The organism is Dictyobacter alpinus, assembly GCF_003967575.1.
GTDB lineage: Bacteria > Chloroflexota > Ktedonobacteria > Ktedonobacterales > Ktedonobacteraceae > Dictyobacter > Dictyobacter alpinus.
The window spans coordinates 4,236,880-4,261,877 of the sequence record NZ_BIFT01000001.1; the positions used below are offsets into that span (position 1 = coordinate 4,236,880).

Annotated in this window: 21 protein-coding genes and 1 other RNA gene; 7 read left to right on the top strand and 15 right to left on the bottom strand. The window is 50.0% G+C overall.

Annotation, left to right across the window (positions count from 1 at the left end; translation table 11 throughout):
• Nucleotides 1-275: 275 nt before the first annotated feature.
• Nucleotides 276-704 (top strand): cyclic nucleotide-binding domain-containing protein, encoded by a 429-nt coding sequence (locus EL633_RS16695; RefSeq protein WP_126628272.1) that lies wholly within the window; start codon nt 276-278, stop codon nt 702-704.
• Between the two features lie 128 nt (nt 705-832).
• On the opposite strand, the gene nrdR is transcribed toward EL633_RS16695, so the two are convergent.
• Together nrdR and EL633_RS16705 are read right to left on the bottom strand one after the other, a co-directional pair.
• The gene (nrdR, locus tag EL633_RS16700) at nt 833-1,354 is read right to left on the bottom strand and encodes a transcriptional regulator NrdR (protein WP_126628273.1); all 522 of its coding nucleotides are present in this window, start codon (nt 1,352-1,354) and stop codon (nt 833-835) included.
• A 90-nt stretch (nt 1,355-1,444) separates the two neighbouring features.
• A complete protein-coding gene (locus EL633_RS16705; protein WP_126628274.1) occupies nt 1,445-1,714 on the bottom strand; it encodes a DUF6788 family protein in 270 nt (89 codons plus the stop codon).
• Nucleotides 1,715-2,157: 443 nt separating this feature from the next.
• On the opposite strand from EL633_RS16705, the gene hpf reads away from it, so the two are divergent.
• On the top strand, nt 2,158-2,769 hold the full coding sequence (gene hpf, locus EL633_RS16710; protein ID WP_161982192.1) for a ribosome hibernation-promoting factor, HPF/YfiA family: 612 nt from the start codon (nt 2,158-2,160) through the stop codon (nt 2,767-2,769).
• Between the two features lie 83 nt (nt 2,770-2,852).
• Here hpf and EL633_RS16715 read toward each other — a convergent pair whose 3' ends face one another.
• The 3 genes from EL633_RS16715 to EL633_RS16725 are packed head-to-tail and all read right to left on the bottom strand — an operon-like array spanning nt 2,853 to nt 6,081.
• A complete protein-coding gene (locus EL633_RS16715; RefSeq protein WP_126628276.1) occupies nt 2,853-3,491 on the bottom strand; it encodes a ClpX C4-type zinc finger protein in 639 nt (212 codons plus the stop codon).
• A gap of 30 nt (nt 3,492-3,521) precedes the next feature.
• A complete protein-coding gene (locus tag EL633_RS16720) occupies nt 3,522-4,415 on the bottom strand; it encodes a type 1 glutamine amidotransferase (RefSeq protein WP_161982193.1) in 894 nt (297 codons plus the stop codon).
• A 1-nt stretch (nt 4,416) separates the two neighbouring features.
• Complete coding sequence (locus EL633_RS16725) at nt 4,417-6,081, bottom strand: Mur ligase family protein (protein ID WP_161982194.1); 1,665 nt, start codon at nt 6,079-6,081, stop codon at nt 4,417-4,419.
• Between the two features lie 603 nt (nt 6,082-6,684).
• Between EL633_RS16725 and topA the strand changes: the two genes are divergently transcribed.
• On the top strand, nt 6,685-9,126 hold the full coding sequence (gene topA / locus EL633_RS16730) for a type I DNA topoisomerase (protein ID WP_126628279.1): 2,442 nt from the start codon (nt 6,685-6,687) through the stop codon (nt 9,124-9,126).
• Between the two features lie 104 nt (nt 9,127-9,230).
• Nucleotides 9,231-10,319, top strand: coding sequence for an isocitrate/isopropylmalate dehydrogenase family protein (locus tag EL633_RS16735; protein WP_126628280.1), 1,089 nt, complete (start codon nt 9,231-9,233; stop codon nt 10,317-10,319).
• 75 nt (nt 10,320-10,394) lie between these two features.
• On the opposite strand, the gene glpX is transcribed toward EL633_RS16735, so the two are convergent.
• Nucleotides 10,395-11,399 carry a class II fructose-bisphosphatase gene (gene glpX / locus EL633_RS16740; RefSeq protein ID WP_126628281.1) on the bottom strand — a complete coding sequence of 335 codons (1,005 nt, stop codon included), beginning with the start codon at nt 11,397-11,399 and terminating at the stop codon, nt 10,395-10,397.
• Nucleotides 11,400-11,417: 18 nt separating this feature from the next.
• Nucleotides 11,418-12,068, bottom strand: coding sequence for a guanylate kinase (gene gmk / locus EL633_RS16745; RefSeq protein WP_126628282.1), 651 nt, complete (start codon nt 12,066-12,068; stop codon nt 11,418-11,420).
• Nucleotides 12,069-12,364: 296 nt separating this feature from the next.
• Between gmk and EL633_RS16750 the strand changes: the two genes are divergently transcribed.
• Nucleotides 12,365-14,386 carry an Rqc2 family fibronectin-binding protein gene (locus tag EL633_RS16750; protein WP_161982195.1) on the top strand — a complete coding sequence of 674 codons (2,022 nt, stop codon included), beginning with the start codon at nt 12,365-12,367 and terminating at the stop codon, nt 14,384-14,386.
• 13 nt (nt 14,387-14,399) lie between these two features.
• On the opposite strand, the gene rpoN is transcribed toward EL633_RS16750, so the two are convergent.
• Nucleotides 14,400-15,854 (bottom strand): RNA polymerase factor sigma-54, encoded by a 1,455-nt coding sequence (gene rpoN / locus EL633_RS16755; protein WP_126628284.1) that lies wholly within the window; start codon nt 15,852-15,854, stop codon nt 14,400-14,402.
• A gap of 57 nt (nt 15,855-15,911) precedes the next feature.
• Nucleotides 15,912-16,592, bottom strand: coding sequence for a ribonuclease III (gene rnc, locus EL633_RS16760; RefSeq protein WP_126628285.1), 681 nt, complete (start codon nt 16,590-16,592; stop codon nt 15,912-15,914).
• Between the two features lie 340 nt (nt 16,593-16,932).
• Between rnc and rnpB the strand changes: the two genes are divergently transcribed.
• An RNA gene (gene rnpB, locus EL633_RS16765) (RNase P RNA component class A) lies at nt 16,933-17,314 on the top strand.
• A gap of 457 nt (nt 17,315-17,771) precedes the next feature.
• Here the strand turns inward: rnpB and EL633_RS16770 are convergent.
• A complete protein-coding gene (locus tag EL633_RS16770; protein WP_126628286.1) occupies nt 17,772-17,972 on the bottom strand; it encodes a hypothetical protein in 201 nt (66 codons plus the stop codon).
• A gap of 241 nt (nt 17,973-18,213) precedes the next feature.
• The gene (locus tag EL633_RS16775) at nt 18,214-19,368 is read right to left on the bottom strand and encodes a glycerate kinase (RefSeq protein ID WP_126628287.1); all 1,155 of its coding nucleotides are present in this window, start codon (nt 19,366-19,368) and stop codon (nt 18,214-18,216) included.
• A gap of 142 nt (nt 19,369-19,510) precedes the next feature.
• On the opposite strand from EL633_RS16775, the gene EL633_RS16780 reads away from it, so the two are divergent.
• The gene (locus EL633_RS16780) at nt 19,511-20,374 is read left to right on the top strand and encodes a cytochrome c oxidase assembly protein (RefSeq protein ID WP_161982196.1); all 864 of its coding nucleotides are present in this window, start codon (nt 19,511-19,513) and stop codon (nt 20,372-20,374) included.
• Between the two features lie 7 nt (nt 20,375-20,381).
• On the opposite strand, the gene aat is transcribed toward EL633_RS16780, so the two are convergent.
• From aat to EL633_RS16800, 4 genes are read right to left on the bottom strand one after another with little or no spacing between them, the layout of a single operon-like run.
• Nucleotides 20,382-20,972: a leucyl/phenylalanyl-tRNA--protein transferase gene (aat, locus tag EL633_RS16785; RefSeq protein WP_218027508.1), complete on the bottom strand. Its 591-nt coding sequence runs from the start codon at nt 20,970-20,972 to the stop codon at nt 20,382-20,384.
• 22 nt (nt 20,973-20,994) lie between these two features.
• Nucleotides 20,995-22,611, bottom strand: coding sequence for a lipopolysaccharide biosynthesis protein (locus tag EL633_RS16790; protein WP_126628289.1), 1,617 nt, complete (start codon nt 22,609-22,611; stop codon nt 20,995-20,997).
• A gap of 26 nt (nt 22,612-22,637) precedes the next feature.
• Nucleotides 22,638-23,078, bottom strand: a complete 441-nt coding sequence (locus EL633_RS16795) for a hypothetical protein (protein WP_126628290.1) — start codon at nt 23,076-23,078, stop codon at nt 22,638-22,640.
• 18 nt (nt 23,079-23,096) lie between these two features.
• Nucleotides 23,097-24,515, bottom strand: coding sequence for a glycoside hydrolase family 3 protein (locus tag EL633_RS16800; protein ID WP_126628291.1), 1,419 nt, complete (start codon nt 24,513-24,515; stop codon nt 23,097-23,099).
• Nucleotides 24,516-24,998 lie beyond the last annotated feature (483 nt).

Genomic DNA, 24,998 nt, shown 5'->3' on the forward strand with positions numbered 1-24,998 from the left:
TTTGTAAAGTCAAAGAAACGCACACTCCTATTTTAGGTGGACACGTTGGAATGGTGCAACCTATAACTTGCATTGCCGCTTGCTCGCTTTTTTGGCTGAAACCCTAAAAAATGCAGACAGGAACCGGTGGGAGTGGTATAATGGTAGAGTACAGGATAGCCATATGCACATGCTTCTGCGTTGGCCACTGCTTTCTTTTAAGAAATCTCTTCTGCGAATAAAGCAGTATTTTGACAATCGCTATGTGCTAGTATTTTTGAAAGGCAATTCTCATTATGTATGAAGATGCTCTTGCACGTGTAGATCTTTTTTCCTCACTCGATAAAAAGGAACTTCAAGCCCTTGCCAAAAGTTGCCAGGAACGCTCATATAGTGCTGGCTCAGTTATAATTGCTCAGGGTGATACAGGTGTTGGCCTCTATATTGTGACTGCTGGTAACGTGCGTATTACCAGGAATAAAGATGCGGACCGTGGGGATGAGGATCTAGGCACTCAGGGACCGGGTAGTGTACTGGGTGAGATGTCTTTGCTGGATGATTTACCCCGTTCGGCTACTGCTACTGCGGTGGATGATGTGACGGCTTTGCTGGTGCCTGTCTGGGAGTTCCGCAGCTTCTTGCGCAACCATCCTGATGTGTCATTAAAGCTGCTTTCTGTTTTGAGTCGCCGTCTGCGCAAAGCAGAAAATATCAAACCCGAATAGGCTTGTTGCGGGTCGTGTCATCCTCAACGTGATGCGCCTGAAAGAAGACACGAAGGTATTCCACACAGGGCGAAGCCATCTTGTGCTCTTTGTTGGAATACTTTTTTTATGTGGGCACTGTAACCGAATTAAAGATCTTCTGACTGATGCGTATCGGCATCGGTACTCAGGGCCATCTGGTCAAGGGAGGTTGCATCGGGTTTCTCGCGATTGAGCAATTTTTGAATCTCTTCGAACATCGTCTCTACGTCCCCGAAGCTACGGTAGACGCTGGCAAAGCGGATATAAGCGATCTTGTCCATATGACGTAAATGTTCCATAACGAGTTCTCCAATTACATCACTGGGAACCTCTTGTTTGCCAAAGCGATAGAGTTCCTGTTCAATCTCTTCAACCGCTTTTTCAACTTCCCCGGCCGGGAGGGGACGCTTCTCACAGGCTTTACGAATGCCAACATAGAGTTTTTGCCGGTCGAAAGGCTCACGTCGCTGATCATGTTTAATCACCATCAAGTGAAACTTTTCGACCCGCTCATAAGTGCTAAAGCGACCTTTGCACTGCTCGCATTCTCTACGCCGGTGAATAGCGTCTCCAATATCCCGTGAATCCTTTACCCGGGACTCTGCTCCTCCACAAAAAGGACATTTCATTTTAACGTGCCAAATCCTTGCTCTGAATGTTGTATAGTAGCACTATTCTATCACACGTGTGCCTCTTCCATTCAGATGATTCGATTTCTGTTATGGCAGGGCAGGGATGGCAGTGGTAGCGGTATGTTCCTTTGTTTTTGCTGTTGACGCTTTCCGCTTCTTCTCGGCGGCGGTTTGCTTACACCCTGCTGGTCTAACTTTGCCAATGTAGCCTGAGCGCAGGCGTGATCCCTGACGCCAATAGGCATACCAGTAGGGACCGTGCCCCTGTCCAGTGCGACAGGTGCTACATGATGGTTTCCCACACTTACGAAATTGTAACTGGTATGTAATATGTTGATCACTTGGTATGACTGCCATGAATCACGTACCCCTTCCACAAAGCTATACTATAACCGTGACCTTTAACTCTGTTCATATAATACCATCATTGCATGAACATTTTCTGAATATGTTATAGCAAAATATTAAACAATGTTAATATTGTGTCTATTTTTATGCGTGCAAATGTACTTTTATATAACACATTTTTCATATGGAGATAAAAAGGGATTTTCGTCTCCTTTTATGAGGAAGAATAGGCGGTCTTCTTCTTTTTCGCTGGTATTCTATTGATGTTTTTTTGTCTGCGGCCGCCGTTGTGGCTTGCGAGGGGGGATCTGCGCAACGCTCTGGGTGCTTATCTGTGCGCCGGCATACGTTTGTGGAATGGTGATATAATAGTGTCTGTACCCGTTTTTTCAGCGAAGAGTCATCTGTTTTGTTCGTTACGCTGTGTTGTTGGATTGGAAAGAGAGCGAACTATGCAAGTGATTATTAAAAGCAGACAGATGCAGGTTACACCACAGTTGCGCCAACGCATTGAGCGCAAAACTCAGCGCCTTGCTCGCTGGCTTAATGACGATGCGCGTATAGAAGTAACTGTATCAGAAGAACAAACCCGGAGCGCCAATGATCGCTATTCAGTTCAGTTGGCCCTGGCCGGAAATGCTCATGCTATTCGCAGCGAGGTAAGCGCCTTAACTGCAAGCGCAGCCCTCGATCTGGTGCTTGATAAGATCATTGCTCAGCTTGGGAAACAAAAGGATCGTTTAACTACGCGACGGCAACATGCTACTCCTATCAAAATCTTATCTTTGTCTCGCCTGGGGGAACTTTCATCTACAGATGAATATGAGGAGGCGGAAGACGTGTCAGCCTCGGTAAGTGATGAGCATAATGAGGAGATCTGGTCTCGAGTTATGGAAATTCGTCGCCTACCAACCAGGCCAATGACTGATAATGAGGTGATTGAGGTGATGGAGCAAAACGGCAACGCATTCTATCCATTTTTCAATGAAGAAACCAACAGTGTGAACGTAATGTATAAGCTGGAAAATGGTGGGTATGGATTGCTGGTTCCAGCACAAGAATAAACAGGTTTGACTCGCTATTCGCTGAAAAGAAAGAAAAAGCGGAGTCCCCTGTCTCTTGAAGAGATAGGGGACTCCGCTTTTGTCTAGAGGGTTATTTCAAATTGCCATGGTTGGGATGGCGGTGTTTCAAATTGTCCGAGCGGGTCGGCGGCACGAATGGTCAGGGTACGGGTTTCGGGTGAAGGCAATGGTCGGAAACGCGCGGTCCCTTGATAGACGGCATTATTAGGTCCACTGGCAAGATCTGGTCGCGCCAGAATCATCCCGCCACGATCTCCAGTCCATTGGACGCCGGTATTATCTTTGACGAAAAAGATGATGCGAGGAACAAAAGCAAATCCAGCGTTGAATGGTGGTCGTATCCACAGATATTGTAGCTCGAAAAATTCTTGATAATACTGGAGTTGATGCAAGATCAAGGTCATCCCTTGTTGCTTTTGTTCTAACTCAATAGTAATGGTGCGCACAGGACTTTGCGCGCCCGTATGTGCGCTGCGCTCCTGTGGGGTGAGTGGCTGAGGTGCCGCGACAACCACAGGTGGTCGCGACGCCAGTTCCAGAGCTTGCGGCGAAAAAGGTGCAGGGTCATGAAGGATATCATTGCACAATTGCAAACACTCATCACAGATGTAGGCTGCACCAGGACCAGCAATCATGCGCCGTACATCTGAAGAGTATCGACCACAAAACGAACAGCGGGCCATTGACCGATCAAAACTCATAGCAAAATCCCCATCAGTTAAACCAATGAATCAGCTTCTGTGAGTGCGCAGGACGTTTGCAGCCTCACTATACAATCCTAGACGCTCAAGGATGGAGGCATGTGCCTCCCATTCTAACGAATCTTCCAATGGTGTAAGTAATGGCGATACAATTGTTTTTTGTAATTCTAACACAGTTGAACCGATTCCTGCAGCGTTATCTGCGTGATTTCCGTTGAATATGCCAGTATCAGTAAAAGATTGATCTGCAAATTTTCGCTGAAGTGCCAGTTCGATTAAGTAGTCGGCGAAATGTGGATTCTTTGGGAGCAAGGAACCATGTAGATAGGTGCCGTACGTATGTCGGTAGACGGCTCCCTCGGTCTGATCCTCAGCATTATTGCCGTTGCCTTTGATAACTTTTCCTAGTGGTTTGGCGGTTCCTAAGTAAGTACGACCCCCATGATTTTCAAAACCTACAAGGGTTTGTCCATTCCAACTGATGGCGATATTGCCAATACAGCGCGGAGATTTTGGTCCTTTATGTTCGGTCCAGGCGTCGAAGACTCCTAATCCGCGCATATCGGGTCCTTCAGCAGGACGATAATAATGGGCTAATAATTGATAGCCACCACAAACGGCGAGCACAGGCATATCATCTTCGATCGCGGCCCACAGGCCAATCCCCTTCATCTCATAGAGATCCTGTGCGACGGGTGCCTGCTCTTTATCTTGTCCACCACCAATAAACAACATATCGTATTCGTCAGGTGCCAGGGCATCCCCAACGCCTAACCCTACTACTTTGAGTTCAATGCCACGTAATTGACAACGTCGGCGCAGGGTTAATATATTTCCTCGATCACCATATAAATTTAGTTGATCTGGATACAGGTGGCCCAGGGTAAGTGTGAGCGGCTGCACGGCCATATTTTGCGACATCATTTTAGGCATCTCTTCCTTCCCAATAATGTGGGGTAAAACCGCGCTGTTCTAACTCTCGATGTACTTCCAGTAAACCTGTATACGTCGGCACCACGAAGAGAGTTTCGCCTGCAGGTGTTTGCTGCAGAGCACTATCTAACGCATTTTTGAGGCCGTACACGCGTTCTGTACTCTCATCTGGCTGTACTTCTCTGCCTCTCTTCTTCTTGAGACGTTTTTGTTGGGCGGTTGATATATTTTTATCAGCTCTTAAACGAACTGCTGGTATAATGCTCATGTTATTTTCATCGATACCGGCATATTTTAGCCGCAAGGCCAGGTCCAGGGCGCGTGTTCCACTGACGACCAGTGTTTCCGTCTGACCCAGGGCACGCTCAAAATCCACATCCCAGATCCAGGAAATATCTTGTCCATCGGCGATGTTGTCATTAAGGACAAAGAGCAGATGGCGTGGAAGCCCATCGGCAAATAGGGTACGCAGTACTTCATTAAAGCCGGTCGGATTCTTTGCCAGCAGCAGACGCATAGTTTTGCCGTCCGCCTGGATGCGTTCGCCACGTCCAAAGACTGGCTTGGATTGTTCGATACCACTGATGATCGGTTCCCAATCAATTCCGAGTGCCATTGAGACGGTGGCGGCTGCCAGGGCATTGTAGATATTATATAGTCCTGGTAATGGAACGATAACTTCGCGTTGCTCCTCGTCAGATACAAGCTGGATACGGATGCGATCAAAGGTATCTGTCTGTACATGGGTTACGCGCACATCTGGTGTTGGTCGTTGCTTGCCACAATTGGCGCAGCGGTAGTGACCCATATGGCTGTAGAAGTGCATGGTATATTCGTATTCGCTACCACAATTGCTACAGGCGCGTGTATCGATAACTTGATGACGCTCCGTTTCCGGACCTGTTGTTTCGTCGTTGAGTGAGAGGTCTTCAATTCCATAATAAAGGATACGACCGGCGAAAGAATCACCCAGTTGGGCGATAGCTGGATCATCGGCATTCAGGACCAGGATGGTGGTGTCTGGCAGCTGTGCAATGGCCTCTTTCCATTTAGTGACCACGCTATCCACTTCTCCATAACGGTCGAGTTGATCGCGGAAAAGATTGGTAAAGACGACGACGCGAGGCGGAATGGAGTGTACCACCTGTGGGAGGGCGGCCTCATCGACTTCCAGGATGGAGATGGCCTGACCTGCGCGTCGGAGGTGTCCATTGGGTTGCGCGCGAATTACTAGTGAACTGGCTACGCCGCCAACCAGATTTGAGCCCTCACGATTGCGCCAGACGCGTAGTCCGTCGTCGCGCAAGATGGCCGCGATAAAGCTACTGGTTGTGGTCTTGCCATTCGTGCCTGTCACCATGATGCTACCATGTTCAAGCTCGGTCGCCAGGTGCTCAATAATATCGGGGTAGACACGTTGAGCCACAACGCCAACAATGCTGGTACCTCCACCAAGATGCAAGCGGCGGCTAATCGCACCAGCTGTGCGACCCGCCACAACTGCTAAACCCGCGCGCATTGCCGGTGGTTGTTTTGGACGTGGTTTTTTTGTAGCCTCTTCTTCCGCAGCAGGCGGCGGTGCGGGCTCCAGTGAACTCTCTGGAGGTGACTGATTATTTTCAGGCGAGAGTGGCTGAGATGGTTGTTCGTTTCGCATGCTGTTCCTCCGCATCGGCGCTTCTGCTTCTATCCTTTATAGTAGATGAATGCAGCATAGCATGCAAGCCTGATGGGGTCAAGTCTATGGCAAAGATAGACATATTTTATCAATAAGCAGGCATAATTGCTGGGATACGACATCCTGGACACTCCTGCTTTCGCCTGGGTGTATGCCCTTTCTTTTCTGGATAGTTTGCTTTATTATCTCGGATACAAGAGCTTTGGGAATGAAGATGTTGCACATTGTGTTAGATAAAATACTACACCACAGTTGCGAAACACTTGCCAGAATGTGGTAATCGTGATAATGCTTATATGAATGTACTCTTGCCACGTATGGTATGCTTCAAAAGAAATTTTTGCTGCTTACCTGGCATTTCTCCTTAAGCATCCGCAAGCGGCATTCAAAAAGATATATTTAAAGCGTTAGTTAGAGGGTAGATAGGTAGCAGGGGTGAAAGGAAAGTACAGCCGTAAATTTTGAATAGCTATAATCCAGGATAGAATACCCACTTGTCACGATATGCTATTCTATCCTTTAAGACGAAGACTCATAACTATAACAAGGTTTTGTTCAATAACGAAGGTCAGGTAAAACTGAATGGCAAAAAAGTTAGTAATTGTCGAGTCACCGGCCAAAGCAAAGACTATTGAAAAATTTCTTGGTCGCGATTATGAGGTCCGTGCATCTATGGGCCACATTATTGACTTGCCTAAAAAAGGTCTTGGCGTTAATACACGGAAAGACTTTACTCCTAAATACGAGATTATCGAGAAAAAAGATAAGCTGATCGACGAGCTTAAAGCAGCGTCTAAGCGTGCCGATGAAGTGTACCTGGCCCCAGACCCTGATCGCGAAGGCGAATTTATTGCCTGGTCACTCAAAAATATCCTGGAACTTAAGAATCCGCATCGCGCTGTCTTTAATGAAATCACGAAGCGTGCGGTCCAGGAGGCTATTCGTAAGCCTCGTCAAATTAATGAGGACCTCTTCAATGCTCAGCAGGCACGTCGGGTACTCGATCGCCTGGTGGGTTACAAAATCAGTCCTTTGCTTTGGCGACGTATTCAGTCCGGGACGAGTGCGGGGCGTGTTCAATCGGTGGCCTTACGCGTAATTTGTGATCGCGAGGCGGAGATCCGTGCGTTTGTGGCTGAAGAATATTGGAGTATTGCAGCCACACTCAGCAAGCAGAAACACAAAGAACGCTTTGAGGCGACGCTGATTTCACGTCTTAATGATGTGGATTCCATGAATGGTGATGATTCTGCTACGGATGGGGAGGAGCCGGCGGCGGTGGAGGCTCCGGGGGCTAATGGTAGTAAGCCGGCAAAGGGCGGTAAGGGGCGCATTAAGATTTCCTCGCAGGCTGAGGCGGATGCGATCCTTAAGGATTTGCAGGGGGCGAGCTATAGTGTACTGAAGTATGAGGAACGTGAGCAGCGGCGGCAGCCACCTCTGCCATATACGACCAGTACATTGCAGCAGGATGCGTCTCTGCGTCTTTACTTTAAGCCGAAGAAGACAATGAGTCTGGCACAGCAGTTATATGAAGGTATGGAATTGGGCGAGCGTGGTCAGCAGGGTTTGATCACCTATATGCGTACCGACTCAACGCGTATCTCGGATGAGGCGCAGGTGAGCGTAAAAGCCCATATTGAGCAAGAATTTGGTAAGCCTTATGTGGGTCAGGGACGTGTTGGAAAATCCAAGGCGACAACCCAGGATGCCCACGAAGCGGTCCGACCAACGGAGGTCTCGTTAACTCCGCAGATCGTGAAGCCGCATCTCTCTGCGGACCAGTTTAAGCTCTATAATCTGATCTGGCGTCGCTTTGTGGCGAGCTTTATGACGGCGGCGATCTTTGATACTGTCCGTGCTGATATTGTTGCTCGTCAATATGTTTTCCGTGCGACCGGTTCAAATCTGAAGTTTCCAGGTTTCTATGCTGTCTGGTCACGTGAAGAGGATGAGAAACTGTTGCCGACCATGCAGGTCAATGAGCAGTTGGATTTTCATGGCCTGAAGCCAGAGCAACACTTTACGCAGCCACCTCCACGTTACTCTGAGGCTAGCCTGATTAAAGAACTGGAAGAGCGTGGCATTGGTCGCCCAAGTACCTATGTTCCGATTATCAGTACGATTCAGGATCGTGGGTATGTGGATCAGGAGCAACGGCGTTTTGTGCCGACCTGGTTGGGTGAGACAATCAATGAGGTCATGAACAAACATTTTCCTGATATTGTGGATACCGGCTTCACAGCCGATATGGAGCGCAAGCTGGATGATGTTGAGGACGGGAAACGCTCCTGGATTGAATTCTTGAGCACGTTCTATGGAGACTTTAAGTCCTCTATGGAAAAGGCTGAAGCTGAGATGAACCGGGTGCAGAAGCCGTTAGAGGAGACCGACGAACTATGTCCCGATTGTGGTCGTCACCTGGTTATTCGCACGGGTCGTTTTGGCCGCTTTATCTCCTGTTCTGGTTTTCCTGAGTGCCGTTATCGGCGTTCAGTGGTCAATAAGACCGGTGCTCTCTGTCCACAGTGTGGGGGAGATCTGGTTGAGCGTAAGACGCGGGTGAAGAAGCGTATCTTCTACGGATGTGGTAACTACCCAACCTGTAACTTCGCGATCTGGGAACGGCCGGTACCGGAACTCTGTCCAAACTGTGGTGGTTTGATGGTTGTGCCAAAAGGCGGCCAGGAACCTGTCTGTTATAATGAGGTGATTGCGGTCCAGCGTAGTGCTGAGGACAAGCCATTGCAAGATGGCGAGAAGGCTCCTGCCCGCGCGACGACAACTCGTAAACGCAGCACTGGCGCCACCAGTTCCACCACAACTGCGAAGCGTACCACCACGACGCGTAAAAAGGCCACTGCGAGCGCGGATGGTGAAGTGTCCACCACGGTGAAGAAGCCAGTCAAGCGTGCTACAGCCAGCAAGCGAACGACTAAAACCACCACCAGGGCAACTGTACGCCGTGCTCCGAGTGCCACGAAAACAGCAGCCGCGACAAAGCGCACAAAGGCTACAAAGTAATCAAAAAAGCAGAACTACTGGGAAAAAGTGTGATATAATCGGGAAATAATTACTCTCTCCAAATTCCCGAAACACGGGGAGTTCTGCTTATTATGGAGGATTACATGCCGCATGCAGTGACGCTGATTCCCGGCGATGGAACCGGGCCAGAAATTGCAGAGGCGACTTGCCGCGTCCTTGAAGCGACTGGAGTACAGTTTCATTGGGATGTGCGACAGGCGGGAGCGGGAACGCTGGCAAAGCAAGGGACCGTTTTGCCAGATGATGTGATCGAGTCCATTCAACGTACCAAAGTGGGCTTGAAGGGACCGATTACAACGCCAATTGGCAAGGGGCAGCGCAGTGCCAATGTAACATTGCGTAAGAAACTTGACCTCTATGCTAATTTGCGGCCCGCGAAAACCTATCGTGGCTTGCGTTCTCGCTATGAAAATATTGATCTGGTAATTGTGCGTGAGAACACGGAAGATCTTTATGCCGGCATTGAGTTTCAACGCGGCACCCCTGAATATGAGGAACTGATTGAGCTGATTGGGCGTACTACTGGACACCAGATCGATCTGAACTCTGCCATGAGCATCAAATATATCTCAGTCCTCGCTACACGGCGCATTGTCAAGTTCGCTTTCGAATATGCGCGTGCCAATAAACGGCGCAAAGTAACAGCTGTCCACAAAGCCAATATCATGCGCCTCTCCGATGGCTTGTTTTTATCGACGGCCAATGAAGTTGCCAAAGAATATCCCGATATTCAGTATGAAGATCGCATTGTAGATAATATGTGTATGCAACTGGTGCAGAAGCCTGAGCTCTACGATGTGTTAGTCCTGCCCAACCTTTATGGTGATATTATCTCTGACCTGTCGGCTGGCTTGATTGGTGGATTGGGTGTGGCGCCGGGAGCGAATATTGGCAATAATTACGCGGTTTTTGAGCCAGTGCATGGCAGCGCGCCTAAATATGCCGGTCAAAACAAAGTGAATCCTATGGCCATGATGTTTTCGGGGGTGATGATGTTACGCCACCTGGAAGAAAGAGTCGCCGCCCAAAGGCTGGAAACGGCGCTGATACAAGTACTGGCCGAAGGCAAGTCTGTAACCTATGATTTAAAGCCGCGACCAGATGATCCCACGGCCGTAGGGACATCGCAAGTGGCCGATGCAGTTATTGAGCATCTCCAAGCGATTTCATAATGAGCCGGCAGGCCGGACAGCGTAAGAAGACACGTGTTGTATCCCCTTACGCTGTCCGGCCTGCCGTGGGCGTTTTTAGTCCTGAGCGACGCCTTTGCGCCATTTGTGGCGGGCCTGGATGTAGCGCACCGTGCCAGAATGGGCACGCATCATAATCGACGATGTGCGGGCGCCCCAGCCAAAGTACTGGACTCCATCCAGCAGTTCACCGCTGGTAATGCCAGTGGCAGCAAAGCTGACATCGTGACCACTGACCAGATCGTCTGTACGATAGACGCGGTTGAGATCGATGCCGTCTGCTTTGAAGCGCTCGCGCTCCTCGTCTGTGCGTGGCCAGATTTTCGCCTGGATCTCGCCTCCCAGACATTTCAGTGCGGCTGCGGCCAAAACTGCCTCTGGCGCGCCACCAACACCCATCATCACATCGATACCACGGTAATCTTCCATCGCAGCCTGAATCGCGGCCGCGACATCACCATCGGTAATCAAACGGATACGAGCACCAGCCTCACGAATCTGACGTATCATGTCCTGGTGACGTGGGCGATCGAGGATTGCCACAGTCAGGTCATCGATATGGGATTGACGTGTGCGTGCAATTCGATCCAGGTTGACGGTCACGGGGGCGTTAATGTCAATGACATGTTTCATCGCAGGACCAACTGCGATCTTTTCCATGTAGTAGACCCCGGGAGGTGCCGAGTACATGGTGCCACGTTCAGCGGTCGCGACGACGGCCAGGGCACCAGGCAAACCTAAAGCCAACAGGCGTGTACCATCCACGGGATCAACCGCCACGTCTACATCAGGCTTGTTGCCATTGCCGATCTCTTCGCCGATATAAAGCATTGGGGCTTCGTCTTTTTCACCCTCACCGATGACGACGACTCCATGCATATCGACACCATCGACTGCGTGACGCATCGCGTCCACGGCTGCCTGGTCGACCATTTCCTTGTTGCCCTTACCCATCCAACGGCCTGCGCTCAAGGCTGCGGCCTCAGTTACACGGATAAGTTCCATGCCAAGATTGCGCTCTATTGTGCGTGACGGTTCAAAACGTGCCTCTTCTGGTGACATTCTTCTAATCCCTTTATATTAATTTTGTATTTGTACATAGCGTGGCTTGGAACGACAATGTTCTGCATGCATGATTGCTTGCAGCTTATTGACGGCTTCTTCAAGTTGACCTTGTCGGTTCACAATAATGTACTCATAGTGTTCTTGCTGTGCCAACTCGTATTGGGCATCAGCGATTCGACGGTTAAGTTGTTCTTCCGTCTCTGTCTGACGGTGATTTAGACGCTCTACAAGTTCTTCAACAGAACCGGGAACGAGGAAGATGTAGATCGCCCCTGGGACCTTCTCTCTGACTGTGGCCGCCCCTTGAACGTCGATTTTGAGCAGGACATCGCGTCCTTGCTGCAAATTGTCGGCGATCGGTTTTCGTGGTTGTCCATACCAGTTTCCATGGACCTGGGCGTGCTCGATGAGCTCGTCTTTTTCAATCATCTCTTGAAATCGGACCTGACTGACAAAATGGTATGGATTCCCTTCGCTTTCTCCGGGACGAGGTGGGCGCGTGGTCACCGAGGCGACAACATAAAAATCAGCGCCCCTTTGTTTTAAGGCGTTGATGACAGTATCCTTTCCCGTTCCAGAGGGTGCTGAAAGCACAAAAAGGAGTCCTGGCCTGGTGATTGTAGTTTGACCAGATGGTGACAACGGCGATGACGTCTCAAGTTGCATGCTATTCTTCCTGCGGTTACTTAATTAGAGAGAGGGTTAGTATACGAACAAACATCTCTTTGTTATACTTTATGGTATGTTTGCGAGCACCATGGTAAATAAAAGCCATTGAGAACTCAAAAAAACTTGAGTTGGTGCGTGCTTGCACTACTATTGTACAACACTGACAGGTATCTCGAAAGTCGCTCAGCTTGTCTTTTTTCGCTTCGTCGCGCCTTTGAGGCGCACTGATCGCAAAAAAATTTGAAAAGATGAGGATATTTCGTGCATCCGCATGGAGGGCTTGCTTCCCTTGTATGTCAAGTCAGGATAGTAGATTGGGAATAACTATGTATGTGGATGCTATGACGCTGGCGGCTGTGGCCGATGAATGGCGTAAACTGTTGGCGGGTGCCCGTATCGATACGATTATTCAGCCGACGGAACATGCGGTGGCGTTGCAATGTTATGCGCCAGGCTCTGAGGGTGAGGGTGGCAAGAACCGTTGGATCTATCTCTCCGCCCATCCGCAATTTGCGCGGGCGCATATCACGGCTCTGAAGCCACAAAGAATTGCCAGTGAACCTCCCGCTTTTGTGATGTTGTTGCGCAAATACCTGGAGGGAGCGCGCATCGAGTCAATCAGTCAGCCGCGCTGGGAGCGTGTGCTGGAGATTGTGGCCGGCTATCGTAAGAGTCCTGATAGCGATGAACGTATCCGTTTTCGCATAATTATTGAGATGATGGGCCGACTCAGCAATATTATTTTTTGTGATGAGGATGGCCGCATCCTGGGCAGTTTGAAGCGTGTGGGGGCTGATGTTAATCGCTACCGTGTGGTGGCGACTGGACTCCCCTATGTGCCTCCGCCCCCACAGCAGCGTCAACTGGCGGGTCAAATGTTGCCGCGTTTAGAGCCGACGACGGTGACTGCGGCCCAATTGTCGATCAGTGCCGCTGATGAGACTCCTCCCGATGAGGTTGCTCCCCGCGATAAAAAGCGTAAACGGGCGCCAGAGCAAACGAAGCTATGGCAACTGCTTTCCCGCCATGTGTTGGGTTGTAGTCCTCTACTGGCACGTGAGGTAGTTTTCCGTACGACCGAGAATGCTGAGACGCCGCTGAAAGAGGCAAATCAAGCGGTCTGGGAGGAGCTGGCCTGGAATGTGAATGATCTGACTGGCGCCTATGACAGCCATCAGTGGCAGCCACAGCTACTAGAACGCCACCTGACAGCCGAGGAGCAGCAGAAATCGTTCGCTACCTCCGGTGAGGCCAGTTATGTGCCACTGGCCTTCGCAGCGTATGCTTTGGAGCAATATGCTGGACGGGCCGATATACGCCTGCGCCAATCGCCATCGATTAATGTGTTGCTGGATGATTATTTTGCGCGGGCCGAGTGGAGCGATGCCCTGGATTCGCTACGTGCGCCCCTGCGTAAGATTCTTCAGACCAATAGCGAGCGCTGCAAGCGTAAAAATGAGCTCTTACAGCAGGAGATGAACAATTCAGCCGAGGCTGCGAATTATCGCCTGTACGGTGAGCTCTTGCTGGCCCATCAACAAGAGGTAGGTCAGGGTCCTGCAAGTGTGATGTTGGAGAACTACTTTGATCAGGACGGGCAAGGGGAAACACAGGTGAAGGTGCCGCTGGATCCACGTTTTGATGCGGTCACAAACGCCAATCGCTACTTTAATAAATATCATAAGTTGCGGCGTGCCCTTGAGTTGGTGCCAGCACAGATTGAGCAGAATGATACTGAGCAAGCTGTCCTGGATCAGTTGCTGACCGACCTGAAGCTGGCCGAGAATGCGGGTGAAATTACGCATGTGAAGGCTGAGGTGCAGGCGGCCGGCTATATTCGTGGTAAAGCTCTGGTAGATAAGAAGGCGCTCAAGGCTGCCAAGAAAGGCAAAGGCAATAAAGGTGGCAAGCAGGCCAAAGGACGACCTGCGGGTCCTGGTGGTGGCGTGCCGTTGCATATCCAGAGTCGCGAAGGTTTCACCTTGCTGGTCGGCAAAAATAGTCGCCAGAATGAGGAGGTAACCTTCCATCAGGCGGCCTCGAATGATATGTGGTTGCATGCACGTGGAGTTGCCGGCGCCCACGTCATTATCAAGGCGGCTGGACGTGAAATTCCACGCAGCACCATCGATCAGGCCGCCAGTCTGGCGGCATATTATAGTGAGTCACGTGGTACCACCAGCGCCCCCGTCGACTATACGCTGCAACGCCATGTGCGGCATATGAAGGGTGGGGGACCAGGCATGGTGATCTATGAGCGTGAGCACACCATCTATGTTGAGCCAGACATGGCTATCGCTCTACTCAAGTCCTGAGTTTGTCTGTCCGTTAGCCGCGTTCGCGCGATGACCCGATACCCATCTCTTCACGGTATTTGGTGATCGTGCGTCGCGCTAACGGAATATCCCGCTCAGCTAGCATGCGGGCCAATTCTTCATCACTAAAACGATGATCAGGACTCTCCGTCTGTAAGAGTTCACGCAACACATCTTTGACGCGCAGCGAACTATCAAAGAAATCAGCAATTGGGATCAAGCGACCATTGGGGAGGAGCGCATATTTGTTAGCGGTGGCACGACTGACTGTTCCCTCGTCGAGATGGAGCATCGAGGCAACTTCAGCTCGGGTGAGGGGATATAGATAGCGAATACCCTTCTCCAGAAAATCCTTTTGCTGTCCCACCACAATCTCCGCGACACGTTTCAAGGTGCGCCAGCGGCGATGAATACACTCGACAAAGAACTTTGCCCGGTCACGATGCTGATACATGTATTTCTGGACATCATTATTGCTCTCACAATACCCTTGATCTGGTGAGCCGTTATACTGAGTCTCGATGCGGAAGTTGTAGCGTTTCTCTTCCATCAACTCTACCTCAAAGCCGCTCTCGCCTGGACGGATAATCACATCTGGATGAATATACGAGGTGCTGCTCCCAAGCGGACTCTCATTGAGTTCTGAACGATAAAGATGGCTGGGAGAAGGGTGGAGCTTGCTGCGGATATACTTGCTAGCCTCGCGTACTTCGTGTTCTGGAACTTTCAATTGCCGTGCGATCTCGGCAAAGTGGTTGCGAGCCAGCAGGTCCAGATAACGATCAATAATGGCATAGGCCAGTGGATGTGGCTGGCTCTGTTCGCTGAGTGCCGTTAACTGTAGAAGTAAACACTCGCGTGGGTTACGTGCCCCAATTCCTAACGGTTCCAGCGTTTGCAGCTGACTGAGCACATAGATGACGCGCTCAAGTGGTACCTCCAGATGTTCCGCGATCTCAGGGAGACTGATCTCTAGATAGCCGCGCTCATTGAGATTGCCCACCAGCTGTTCCGCAATTGAAGCATCTTCTGGTGGTACCAGTGTCTCTAACTGGGTCAGAAGATGTTCTGCCAGGGTCTCTTCAGTTGGAATATGGGCTATGGCATCATAGGCATCATCGGCATCGACCTCATTGAAACCATAGTTATCGCTATCGTAACAGAGAGATTGTTGTTCCCACTGGCATTCAGAACTGATCGCATTACGTGGAGTTTCAGGAGTAAATGACAGTTGTGGCGTATTCGGGGCGATGGGGCCACAGACTGTGCAGGTTGGTCCATAGAGTGGTGTTGAGCAGAAGAGGCAAAGGTGCTGCTCTGTCACCTCAAGCGCAGGATTCTCTGTTTGTTCTTGATTAATAGTCCGTTCAAGTTCATCTGCTGAAAGATGTAATATCGTGCTCGATGTCACCAGTCGAGCACTGATTCTGACGGCCTGTTCAGTTCTTGGCGTTTGTTCCAATCGCATACACTACCTCTACCTGATCCCCTGTTAGCGCCTCTACTGGTACTTGTACTAAGTGGTTTACATCCAACCCCGGCTCACAAGAGCGTTGCGTGCGGCTTCTTGCTCTGCCGTTTGTTTGTTGCGACCCTGGCCCTGACCGGCAACGCGATCACCTAGCATAACTTCAACGGTAAACTCACGATTGTGTGATGGCCCTTCCTGGCTGACCAGGCGATAGGAAGGGGTAATACCTTCATGTGCCTGTGCCATTTCCTGGAATAATGATTTATTATCTTTAAAAAGGCGTTTCGTAATAATCGTATGGGCCAGTGGATCCAGGCGTGGCAACAAAAAGTTTCGTGCTACATCCAGTCCCTGATCCAGGTAAATGGCTCCCAGAACGGCTTCAAAGGCTGATGCTTGCACACGCTGCCCACCCCCACTGTGTTGTTCGCCCTTGCCCATCAGCAGAAACTTGCCCAGATTGATCTCATTCGCAAATTTTGCCAGGGTCTCGGTCCTCACCAGGACCGCGCGAACATCGGTCAACTCACCCTCACTGAGATCAGGGAAGGTGCGATAGAGGAAGTCCGCACTGATCAATGCGAGAATTGAATCGCCCAGAAACTCCAGCCGTTCGTTTGAGCTTTGTCCTACGCCAGGAGTTTCATAGATATATGAGCGATGTGTCAGGGCTAACCTCAGGAGTTTAGGGTCCTGAAATTGTACCCCTAAAATCTCTTCCAATTGTTCGTGCATGAATATACCTCTATAGTTACACTGATCCCATTGATGGATTGTTTGTCTGCCAGACAAGTAGTGGCTGTATATATATGTCAACATCCAGCCGCCTTGAAGGCTGTGCTGGATTGAATACAAATGACAGCCTGTTCTTGTGCTTATCATATCACAAAAGAGTTCTGATGAAGCTCATTGTAACGTGTTTTGCCTGGAATCGCAACGCTACCATGTAGGAATATTCGGCTTTCACTGTATACATACAAGCAATTCAATGGCCAGCCTGAATCTCTGTTGTATTATCTCCCCAGAGCGAAGCCACTGGACTGTTCTTTTAAGATATGGTACTATGGCGTGGGTTTGAGGAAGACAGGTAATCGCGGACCTTTGGGTCCGAGGAAAGTCCGAACTCCATAGAGCAGAGATGCTGGCTAACGGCCAGTGAGGGTGACCTCAAGGAAAGTGCAACAGAAACATACCGCCCGGGCTTTTATGTTCGGGTAAGGGCGAAATGGTGAGGTAAGAGCTCACCAGCAGCCAGGTGACTGGTTGGCTGGGCAAACCCCATCTGGAGCAAGACTAAACAGAAGATTCTGATCTTTGATCGGGCAGGTTGCTCGCCTGTTTATCTTCGGGTTGGTCGCTTGAGACTCAGGGTAACCTGTGTCCTAGATAGATGATTACCGCCTGTAGCTGCGTAAGCGGCCGCGGGTACAAAATTCGGCTTATGGCTTCCTCAAACCTGCCCACACAAAAATATTCCCATCACTAAGATAGAGCTTGATGCCCACTCTCAACGATGAACGTACTCCCAGCCGCACTCGGGCCCTGAAGGGCCCATGCATATTTTAAGTGTGATGTCATATTGCGCGCAATGCGCGCAATATGACATCACACTTAAAAGAATAAGATGCGTGCAAAACCGTTAATTATGCTGTTATTAAAATGCGTGTAAGACCGTAATTATGCTGTTATTAAAATGCTCGTAAAACCGTTAATTATGCTGTCAAAAAGTGTTCTACGAACACTTTTTGACAGCATAATTAAAATCCTTGGAGCGCCAGAGGCGCCCGAGTGCGGCTGCTGCACGCTTCCCAATGAGAGCGAGAGCCTGACAACTATCTTAGACAGACACAAAAAAAGAATGGAAATGTTTCCATTCCCATTCTCCTGATTTATAATTTATAAACAGTACACCTTCTAGTGACTGATACGATCATGGTCAATGAGCCAACGGATAAAACCCAGGCGACGGCTCTCTTGTAGCAGCTCCCGGTATTCGGTTTGCTCGGTAACGTGATCTCTCATATGCGTGAGCCGAGCGGCTTCGCTTTCTGAAAAACCCATGGAAAGCAGATTTTGAAAGTCGGTACCTTCGGCCGTATATGAATGTTCTGGCATGATGAACAAACTCCCTTTGATGATGAACCGAACAAACTACATGGCTAAGTTTTGGAGGAGACCTTTTTAATGCTTTGCGAGGCGTGTATATGCGTGAAAGCCTCTCTCTCTATTATATATAACGTGTTCCTTTCACTATTTATTCCAGTGCTATGAACAGGTGTACTAAGAGATTTCCAGAAAGATGCTTTCTGCTACTAATTACATAGACGCTTGATAAGGATGAGAATAACACTTCAATCTATATGAGTCTCCCTTTGTATTGTAGCCCCATCCTAAAAAGCTGCAATGCGCGTTCGGTTGCCTCACTCATCAATGGTGCTGCATGCTCTATAGCATAGACTAATGACATAGGCTCGGAGGGTAATACCATAAGCCCATCTATGCCGAGGTCGTAAATACCTTTATAATCTTTTCCTAATCCTCCTGCCAGTGCCAGTACTGGCAGACCGTGCTTTTTGGCCAGGGCTGCGATGGCACCCACACTTTTTCCATAGGCTGTCTGTTCATCGAGCCGGCCTTCGGCGGTAATCACCAGATCGGCATTTTTCATATATTCATCTAGTTGTAGAGCTTCCAGGATAATCCGGGCACCTGGGCGCAGTTCTGCGTTCAAGAAGGCCAGCGTGCCGGCTCCCAGTCCCCCAGCGGCACCTGCTCCAGGGATATTTGCGACGCTGCGCTGGAGGTCGCGCTGAATGATAGAGGCATAGTGGGCGAGGGCCGCATCGAGCTCGGCGACCATCTCCGGGGTAGCTCCTTTCTGTGGACCATAGATGGCGGAGGCACCGCTGGGCCCGCAGAGGGGATTATTAACATCGCAGGCAATTTCGAAATGACATGCTTGCAGGCGTGAATCCATCTTCTCTATGCTAATTCTGTCCAATTGTGCCAGGGCCGCTCCTCCGAAAGGGAGGCTTTGTCCCTGTTGATCCAGGAGATCGGCACCCAGGGCTTGCGCCATGCCAGCCCCACCATCATTGGTGGCGCTCCCGCCGATGCCGAGGATAAAGTGACGTCGTCCCTGGTCCAGGGCAGCCTTAATCAGCTCCCCAACACCATAGGTTGTGGTTGTGAGTGGATTGCGTTGTGCAGGACGTAGCAGGGGCAGTCCAGAACTGGCGGCCATTTCGATGACGGCTCCCTGACCATCTCCCAGCAGGCCATATTGAGCTTCGACCGCTTCGCCTGCAGGACCTGTGACGATCTGGCTACGTAGTTCTCCATGGGTGGCATCGATCAGGGCCTGAACCGTTCCTTCGCCGCCGTCGGCTATGGGAATGCTGGTAATCGTTGCTGTAGGGAAAACGTTGCGTACACCCTGTGCAATCGCTGCGCCTGTTTCGGCTGCGCTCAGGCTCCCTTTGAGGGATTGTGGGGCGATAAGAATATGCATAGCGGCTGCTCCTTTTTCGCTGGTTGAGTTGTGGTCATTATATCAAATTGAGGCACATATAATTTGCACGTTGGCTCCTCCTGCCTTATACTACGCAATGATATATTTTGTCTTTACTAGCTACATTTTGTGGAGTCTATCTATGCCAACTGGTCTTTCGCTTGCCTGGTCCTGGAGTCCAGGTGCTCTGGTATGTATGGTCGTGCTGGGATTACTCTACCTGTTGAGGCTGTGGAGTGTCCAGCGCCTTCATCGGCAAGATCCGCAGGCTCCTAGCGTTCATCCTGTGCGCGTTATTTCATTTTTTGTTGGACTGCTGTTGTTTGCCGTGCTGCTCTTTTCGCCGCTTAATACCATCGGGCGCACGCAACTCTTTTCTGTCCATATGGCTGTAGTAGTGACGCTGACCACGGTATGTGCTCCTTTATTGTTGCTGGGCTGTTCCGAGGTGATCTTACGTCCAATATTACAACTGCCACTGGTGAATTCCATCGTGCGCTTTGTCACCCATCCAGTAGCGGCCTCAGTGATCTTTAATGTCTCGTTCCTCCTCTGGCATGCACCGAAAATATATAATAACGCGATCCTTAATGTCCCCCTTTACGATACTATGCTCCTGGTGATCTTCCTGACCTCGCTGCTCAACTGGTGGCCGGTCATTGGATCGCTATCCGAGCTAAAAAAGCACGGTTATCCGCTACAGATGCTCTATGTCTTTTTAGATGGACAGCCGGTTGATATCTTTGCCTTTATCCTGGTCTATACGGGCGTGCCCCTGTATCATTATCCATTGAATGCCTTAAATCCTGGAGGAGATCAGGGCATCGCGGGTGCCATGTTGCTGGTTCCCGGCCTGGTCGATCTGGCGGTGATGTCGCCACTCTTTATTAGCTGGATGAGACAGATGGAGCATAAGACCCGCGTGGCCGATCAGCGCCGTATGGAAGATGCGGAAGAGGTGTACTATGACGATGATGAGGAAGATCTGCAAATACAGACGCACTAGTTGCTTCTTACCACTGGCAGTGGAGTTGTAATGCTTGCTGTAGCCGCCGCTCATACTCCAGGCGCGGTATCTCTATCACGCCCATACTGGCCAGATGGGGCGTGATAAACTGGGTGTCATGGAGGATATAGCCACGGCTACGCAAATGTTCTACTAGCGCTATCAGGCAGAGCTTGGATGCATCGGGGGCGCTAGAAAACATACTCTCACCCATAAACGCGCCTCCCAGTGCCACCCCATAGAGTCCACCTACCAGTTTATCCCCATCCCAGGCCTCGACACAATGGGCCAGACCTTTGTAATGCAGATAGGTATAGGTAGTAATAAACTCCTGATTGATCCAGGTATCTTCACGTCCACCGCAACAGTGCATAACCTGCTCAAAGACTGTGTCCATACGTATCTGATAGGGCTGTTTACGCCATGTGGCGCGCAATGAGCGCGACACATGGAACCGTTCATGTTCCAGGATCGCGCGTGGATCTGGCGCATACCAGTTGATCTTGCCACGTTCGTCCGCCATAGGAAAGATGCCCTGCGCATAGGCCCGTACTACTAGTACAGGATCAAGTTTTTCTGGTTGTCTTTGTCGTATCACTTCTTTTAAACTCCGCTTTTTCTCAGGCCTGACGGCTGAAATAGACGAGATATTTGGTTAGTCGTGGATTTAAGCCATGGAGCATTCCCAGGTCGGTTCGACTGAGTGGTTTGATCCATTGGAGCAAGAGCAGGCAGAGTACGATAAAGATGGCGCCTGAGACTCCTAACAAGATGCGATCAGTTGGATGCCAGAGCAGTGATGGAATGGCGGCAATTGCCAGCGCGACCATAAAACGTAGCGTGAAAGTCAGCAGGTCGCGGCGATAGGCTCTGGGAATTGAATGTAGCAGGAAGAGTAGCAGGAGTATGCCCACAAATGTTTTGGCCAGGCCATCGGCGATCAGGGCACCCGCGGCTCCGAAGATGGGGATAAAGATAACACCCGCTCCCACCACGATTACCAGTCCCAGCCACTGGCTGAGTACGACGCGTCTGGGTTTGCCAACTACGTACAGGCTGGCCTGATGCACGGTTGTGCCCAGGATGCGTACAAGCAGGTTGAAGAAGAGAAAGATGGTGAGTAGCGGCCAGACAGGATCAAAGCGGCTGCCATAGAGAATTGAGGTAATGTTGGCGGCGTTAAATAGACAGAATACTAGCACTGGCGCGGCCAGCAGGGTCTCAACTTTGATCAGGGCTTGCCAGGTCTGACCGAGCCGTTCATGATCCTGGCCGACAAATGCGGTCGAGAGGGCAGATCCTCCAACGCCCGCGAAGCCTGCGACCAGAAGCAGATTGGCGGAATCCGCCAGTTGAAAGGCGAGATTAAAGTAGCCGATGTTCTCGACTGAGATCAGGAAGATCCCCAGCAAGATGATTGAGAGTTGCTTGAACAGGGCACCTGAGGCCAGATTGGTTAACCAGGCTGAGAAACTGAGTTGTAGGATCTCTTTAAGCGGTAGGCTATATTCGGTTGGACCTTTGACCAGAAATGGAGCCTGCCAGCTGACAAAGGCCAGGGCGTTGAAGAGGGCAACCAGCGCCTGTAGCCACAGGATACCATCGATACCCCAACCTGCTCTGAGCAAGAAAAAGCTGATCACGAGCATAATCGCCTGCGTCAGGCCACCAACTACCAGGACGATCTGCATGCGCATCTGGGCGGCACAGCAGGCGTTGAGCAGGTTGCCGATGCCATTGCCAAAAATATACAGGGCGATAGGGATGCTGTATTTTACTAATAATGGATTCTGTAAGCCCTGGCTGATGGCGCTACTTTCAGGAAATGGGAGCAGGGCGATCCCTTTTGAGAGCAATGGTAGCCCAAACATCAGTATTGCGATACCAATACCAAGGAGTAGCAGGCGTAAGATTAATAGATAGCGGGCCAGTCGGGCGGCTGCGGCTACTCCATATTCAGCCAGGATGCGTGGTACAAAAGTGACCGTCGCATCTTCTAGTCCTAACGCGATCAGATAGGTGAGCGTATTCAAGGTCGTCTGGATAATCGCATACACACCATACTGATCGGTAGCGACCGAGCGTGTAATCAGGACCGTTAAAAGAAACGACGATACATAAAACCAGAGATTATAGATCTGGTTGATGAGATAATTATTCGGTGTACGCTTTAAGAGACGCTGCGCCTCGGCATCACCAGTTTGCGGCTTCTCATTCGCTAGATTTTCTGTTGGCATAGTTGTTAAAGTTTCTGATTTATATTTTAACTCATTTTAAATAAAAATCTTGCTAACCAGCCAATAGATCCTAGCGCGGCAAACAACTCTAACAGGCTAACGTTGGCCGTAATATGATCAGGTGAGACCAGATAGAAGGCACCGACTTTAAATGTTGCCGCCACCAGAAAGAGTCCCAGTCCAATCCAGGCTGGCAAGGTTGCATAGAGCAGGGCGCGTTGCCATTGTTGACAGCTAAGGCCGATCAGGGTAGGAATAGTATATAACAGTAACGTAATTAGTGGTGCGATACTGGCGGGATAAGGACCATTTAGTGGTGTATTGGCCGAAAGTGGAAGAATACGTGTCCAGAGCTGTGCCGGTACGAGTGCGGTCGCCACCAGCAGCGTTTCCAGGACAATAGCGCTAATGCGCAGTGGGTTCTGATACTTGACGGTCTGCTTATGCATAAGGCGCAAATAGATCATGCTCTATCCTTCTATCTATTAATTTGTTGGAATTGCTAATAATCCCATTTGATATTTCAGCAATAAGATGCGGCGTACCGAGGCATCGATACGTGAGGTTGAAATGCTGCCGTTAGAGATGGCTTGTTTGATCCCCTGGATCATTGTAGCGACATCGTTGGGACTGCTTGCCCCCATGATCATGTCTGAGCCGGCTTCAATTGCGATTGCGGCTGCCTGATCGGGTTGATAATAGGCGGTAATACCTGCCATTGTCAGGCTATCGGTCATAATCACGCCTTGGAAACCCATTTCATCTCTGAGAATGCCTTGAATCAGTTTGGGGGATAGCGATGCAGGTAGATTAGGGTCGATGGCTGGCACAATCTCGTGGGTCACCATAATGGCGTGTGCCTCGCCTTGCTTGATCAGAGTTCGATAGGGTGCCCAATCCAGATTCTCTAACTCATCCTTTGAGCGCTGGACACTTGGTATGCCGAAATGTGGATCGGTCGTTACATTGCCCAGACCTGGAAAATGCTTGAGCGTGCCGACTACCTGCTTGCTTGCTTGCAGCCCTTGCAGGTAGGCCGTAGCCATAGTGCTTACAGTGGATGGAGTCGTCCCAAATGTCCTCAGATCTTGATGCAGTTCTGAATAGGGTGATGTATCTACATCGACCACAGGCGCCAGATTCAGCGTAATTCCATAAGAAGATAGATCCTTTGCATCCTGTACACCGGCTGCTCTGGCCTGTTGCGGATCATTGGTGGCCCCGATCGTTGCCGCCGCAGGACGAGGTCCATCCAGGTCTATTAAGCGATCTACTGTTCCGCCTTCTTGATCGAGCGCGACACTGATCGGTAGATCAGGCCGGGCACGCCGCAGTTCCTGAGTAAGATCTTTGAGCTGTGTTTTATCGATAAGGTTGCCATTAGCATAGAATAATAGCACCGATCCAACATGATATTGATTTACCATTGTCTCTAGAGGCAATGAATATGATGCTCCCACAAATTGAACCATCATCATCTGACCAATTTTCTGGTCCATAGATAACTTACCGACGAGTTGATCGATATAGGCCTGTGGTGTTATGGCTGTATTTTTAGGATTCTGGGAAGAATTTGTGCCTTTGACTGTCGTTTGTTCATGGCCACTTTTCGTCGTCGATGCGGTTGAGCTATTAATCTGATCGGGAGCAAGTATACTGGCCCACCCCTGTGATCCAATAAACTGTTCTTGTCCAAGACTCATCGCCTGTGCGACCAGTAACAGAAGCACCACAATCAAGACGGCTGCTCTTTTACGGCTGAAAGAGATGGCAGGTATTGGTTTGCCCTGTCCTGCCTGAAGATTTGCTCGTGGCTCACTCGCCTCTCCAATTTCATGCTGATCAGCCAATGTCAGCTTTTTGTGCCCTGACTCTTCAATAGATAGAGGAGCGGTTGGCTCCATGCAAGAACCCCCTTATAGAAAGAAAATTGTCAGCTTGTAAACCATAGAAAGGACATCGACATCCTGAGATTCCATCCTCACTACCACATTGCATTTATAATCCGTACAAATAATATATGTATATTTCAATGATAATCTTCCCAAAGTAAAACACATATCCCACAAAAAAACCAGTGACATTTTCGGCTGTGAACCTGGTAATTTGACCCATCTCATATGTAAAGCGGGGATGCAAGGGGCTCGCCGCCCTCTGCATGGGGGATCGGGGGCAGTGCCCCCGAAACCTCCTTCCCCTCCCGCCCACGTAGCGGGCGAAGAAAGAACCGGTCAAACGAACTGTGTGACAGTGTTTGATTACCATGAAATCCATGCCCCGCTGATCGTCGTTTTCGCGCCTCTGGCGCTCCAAGGGTTTTACGTGTGGTGTCAAAAAGCGTTCTGAGAACACTTTTTGACACCACACGTAAAAGAAGTATGGGCCCT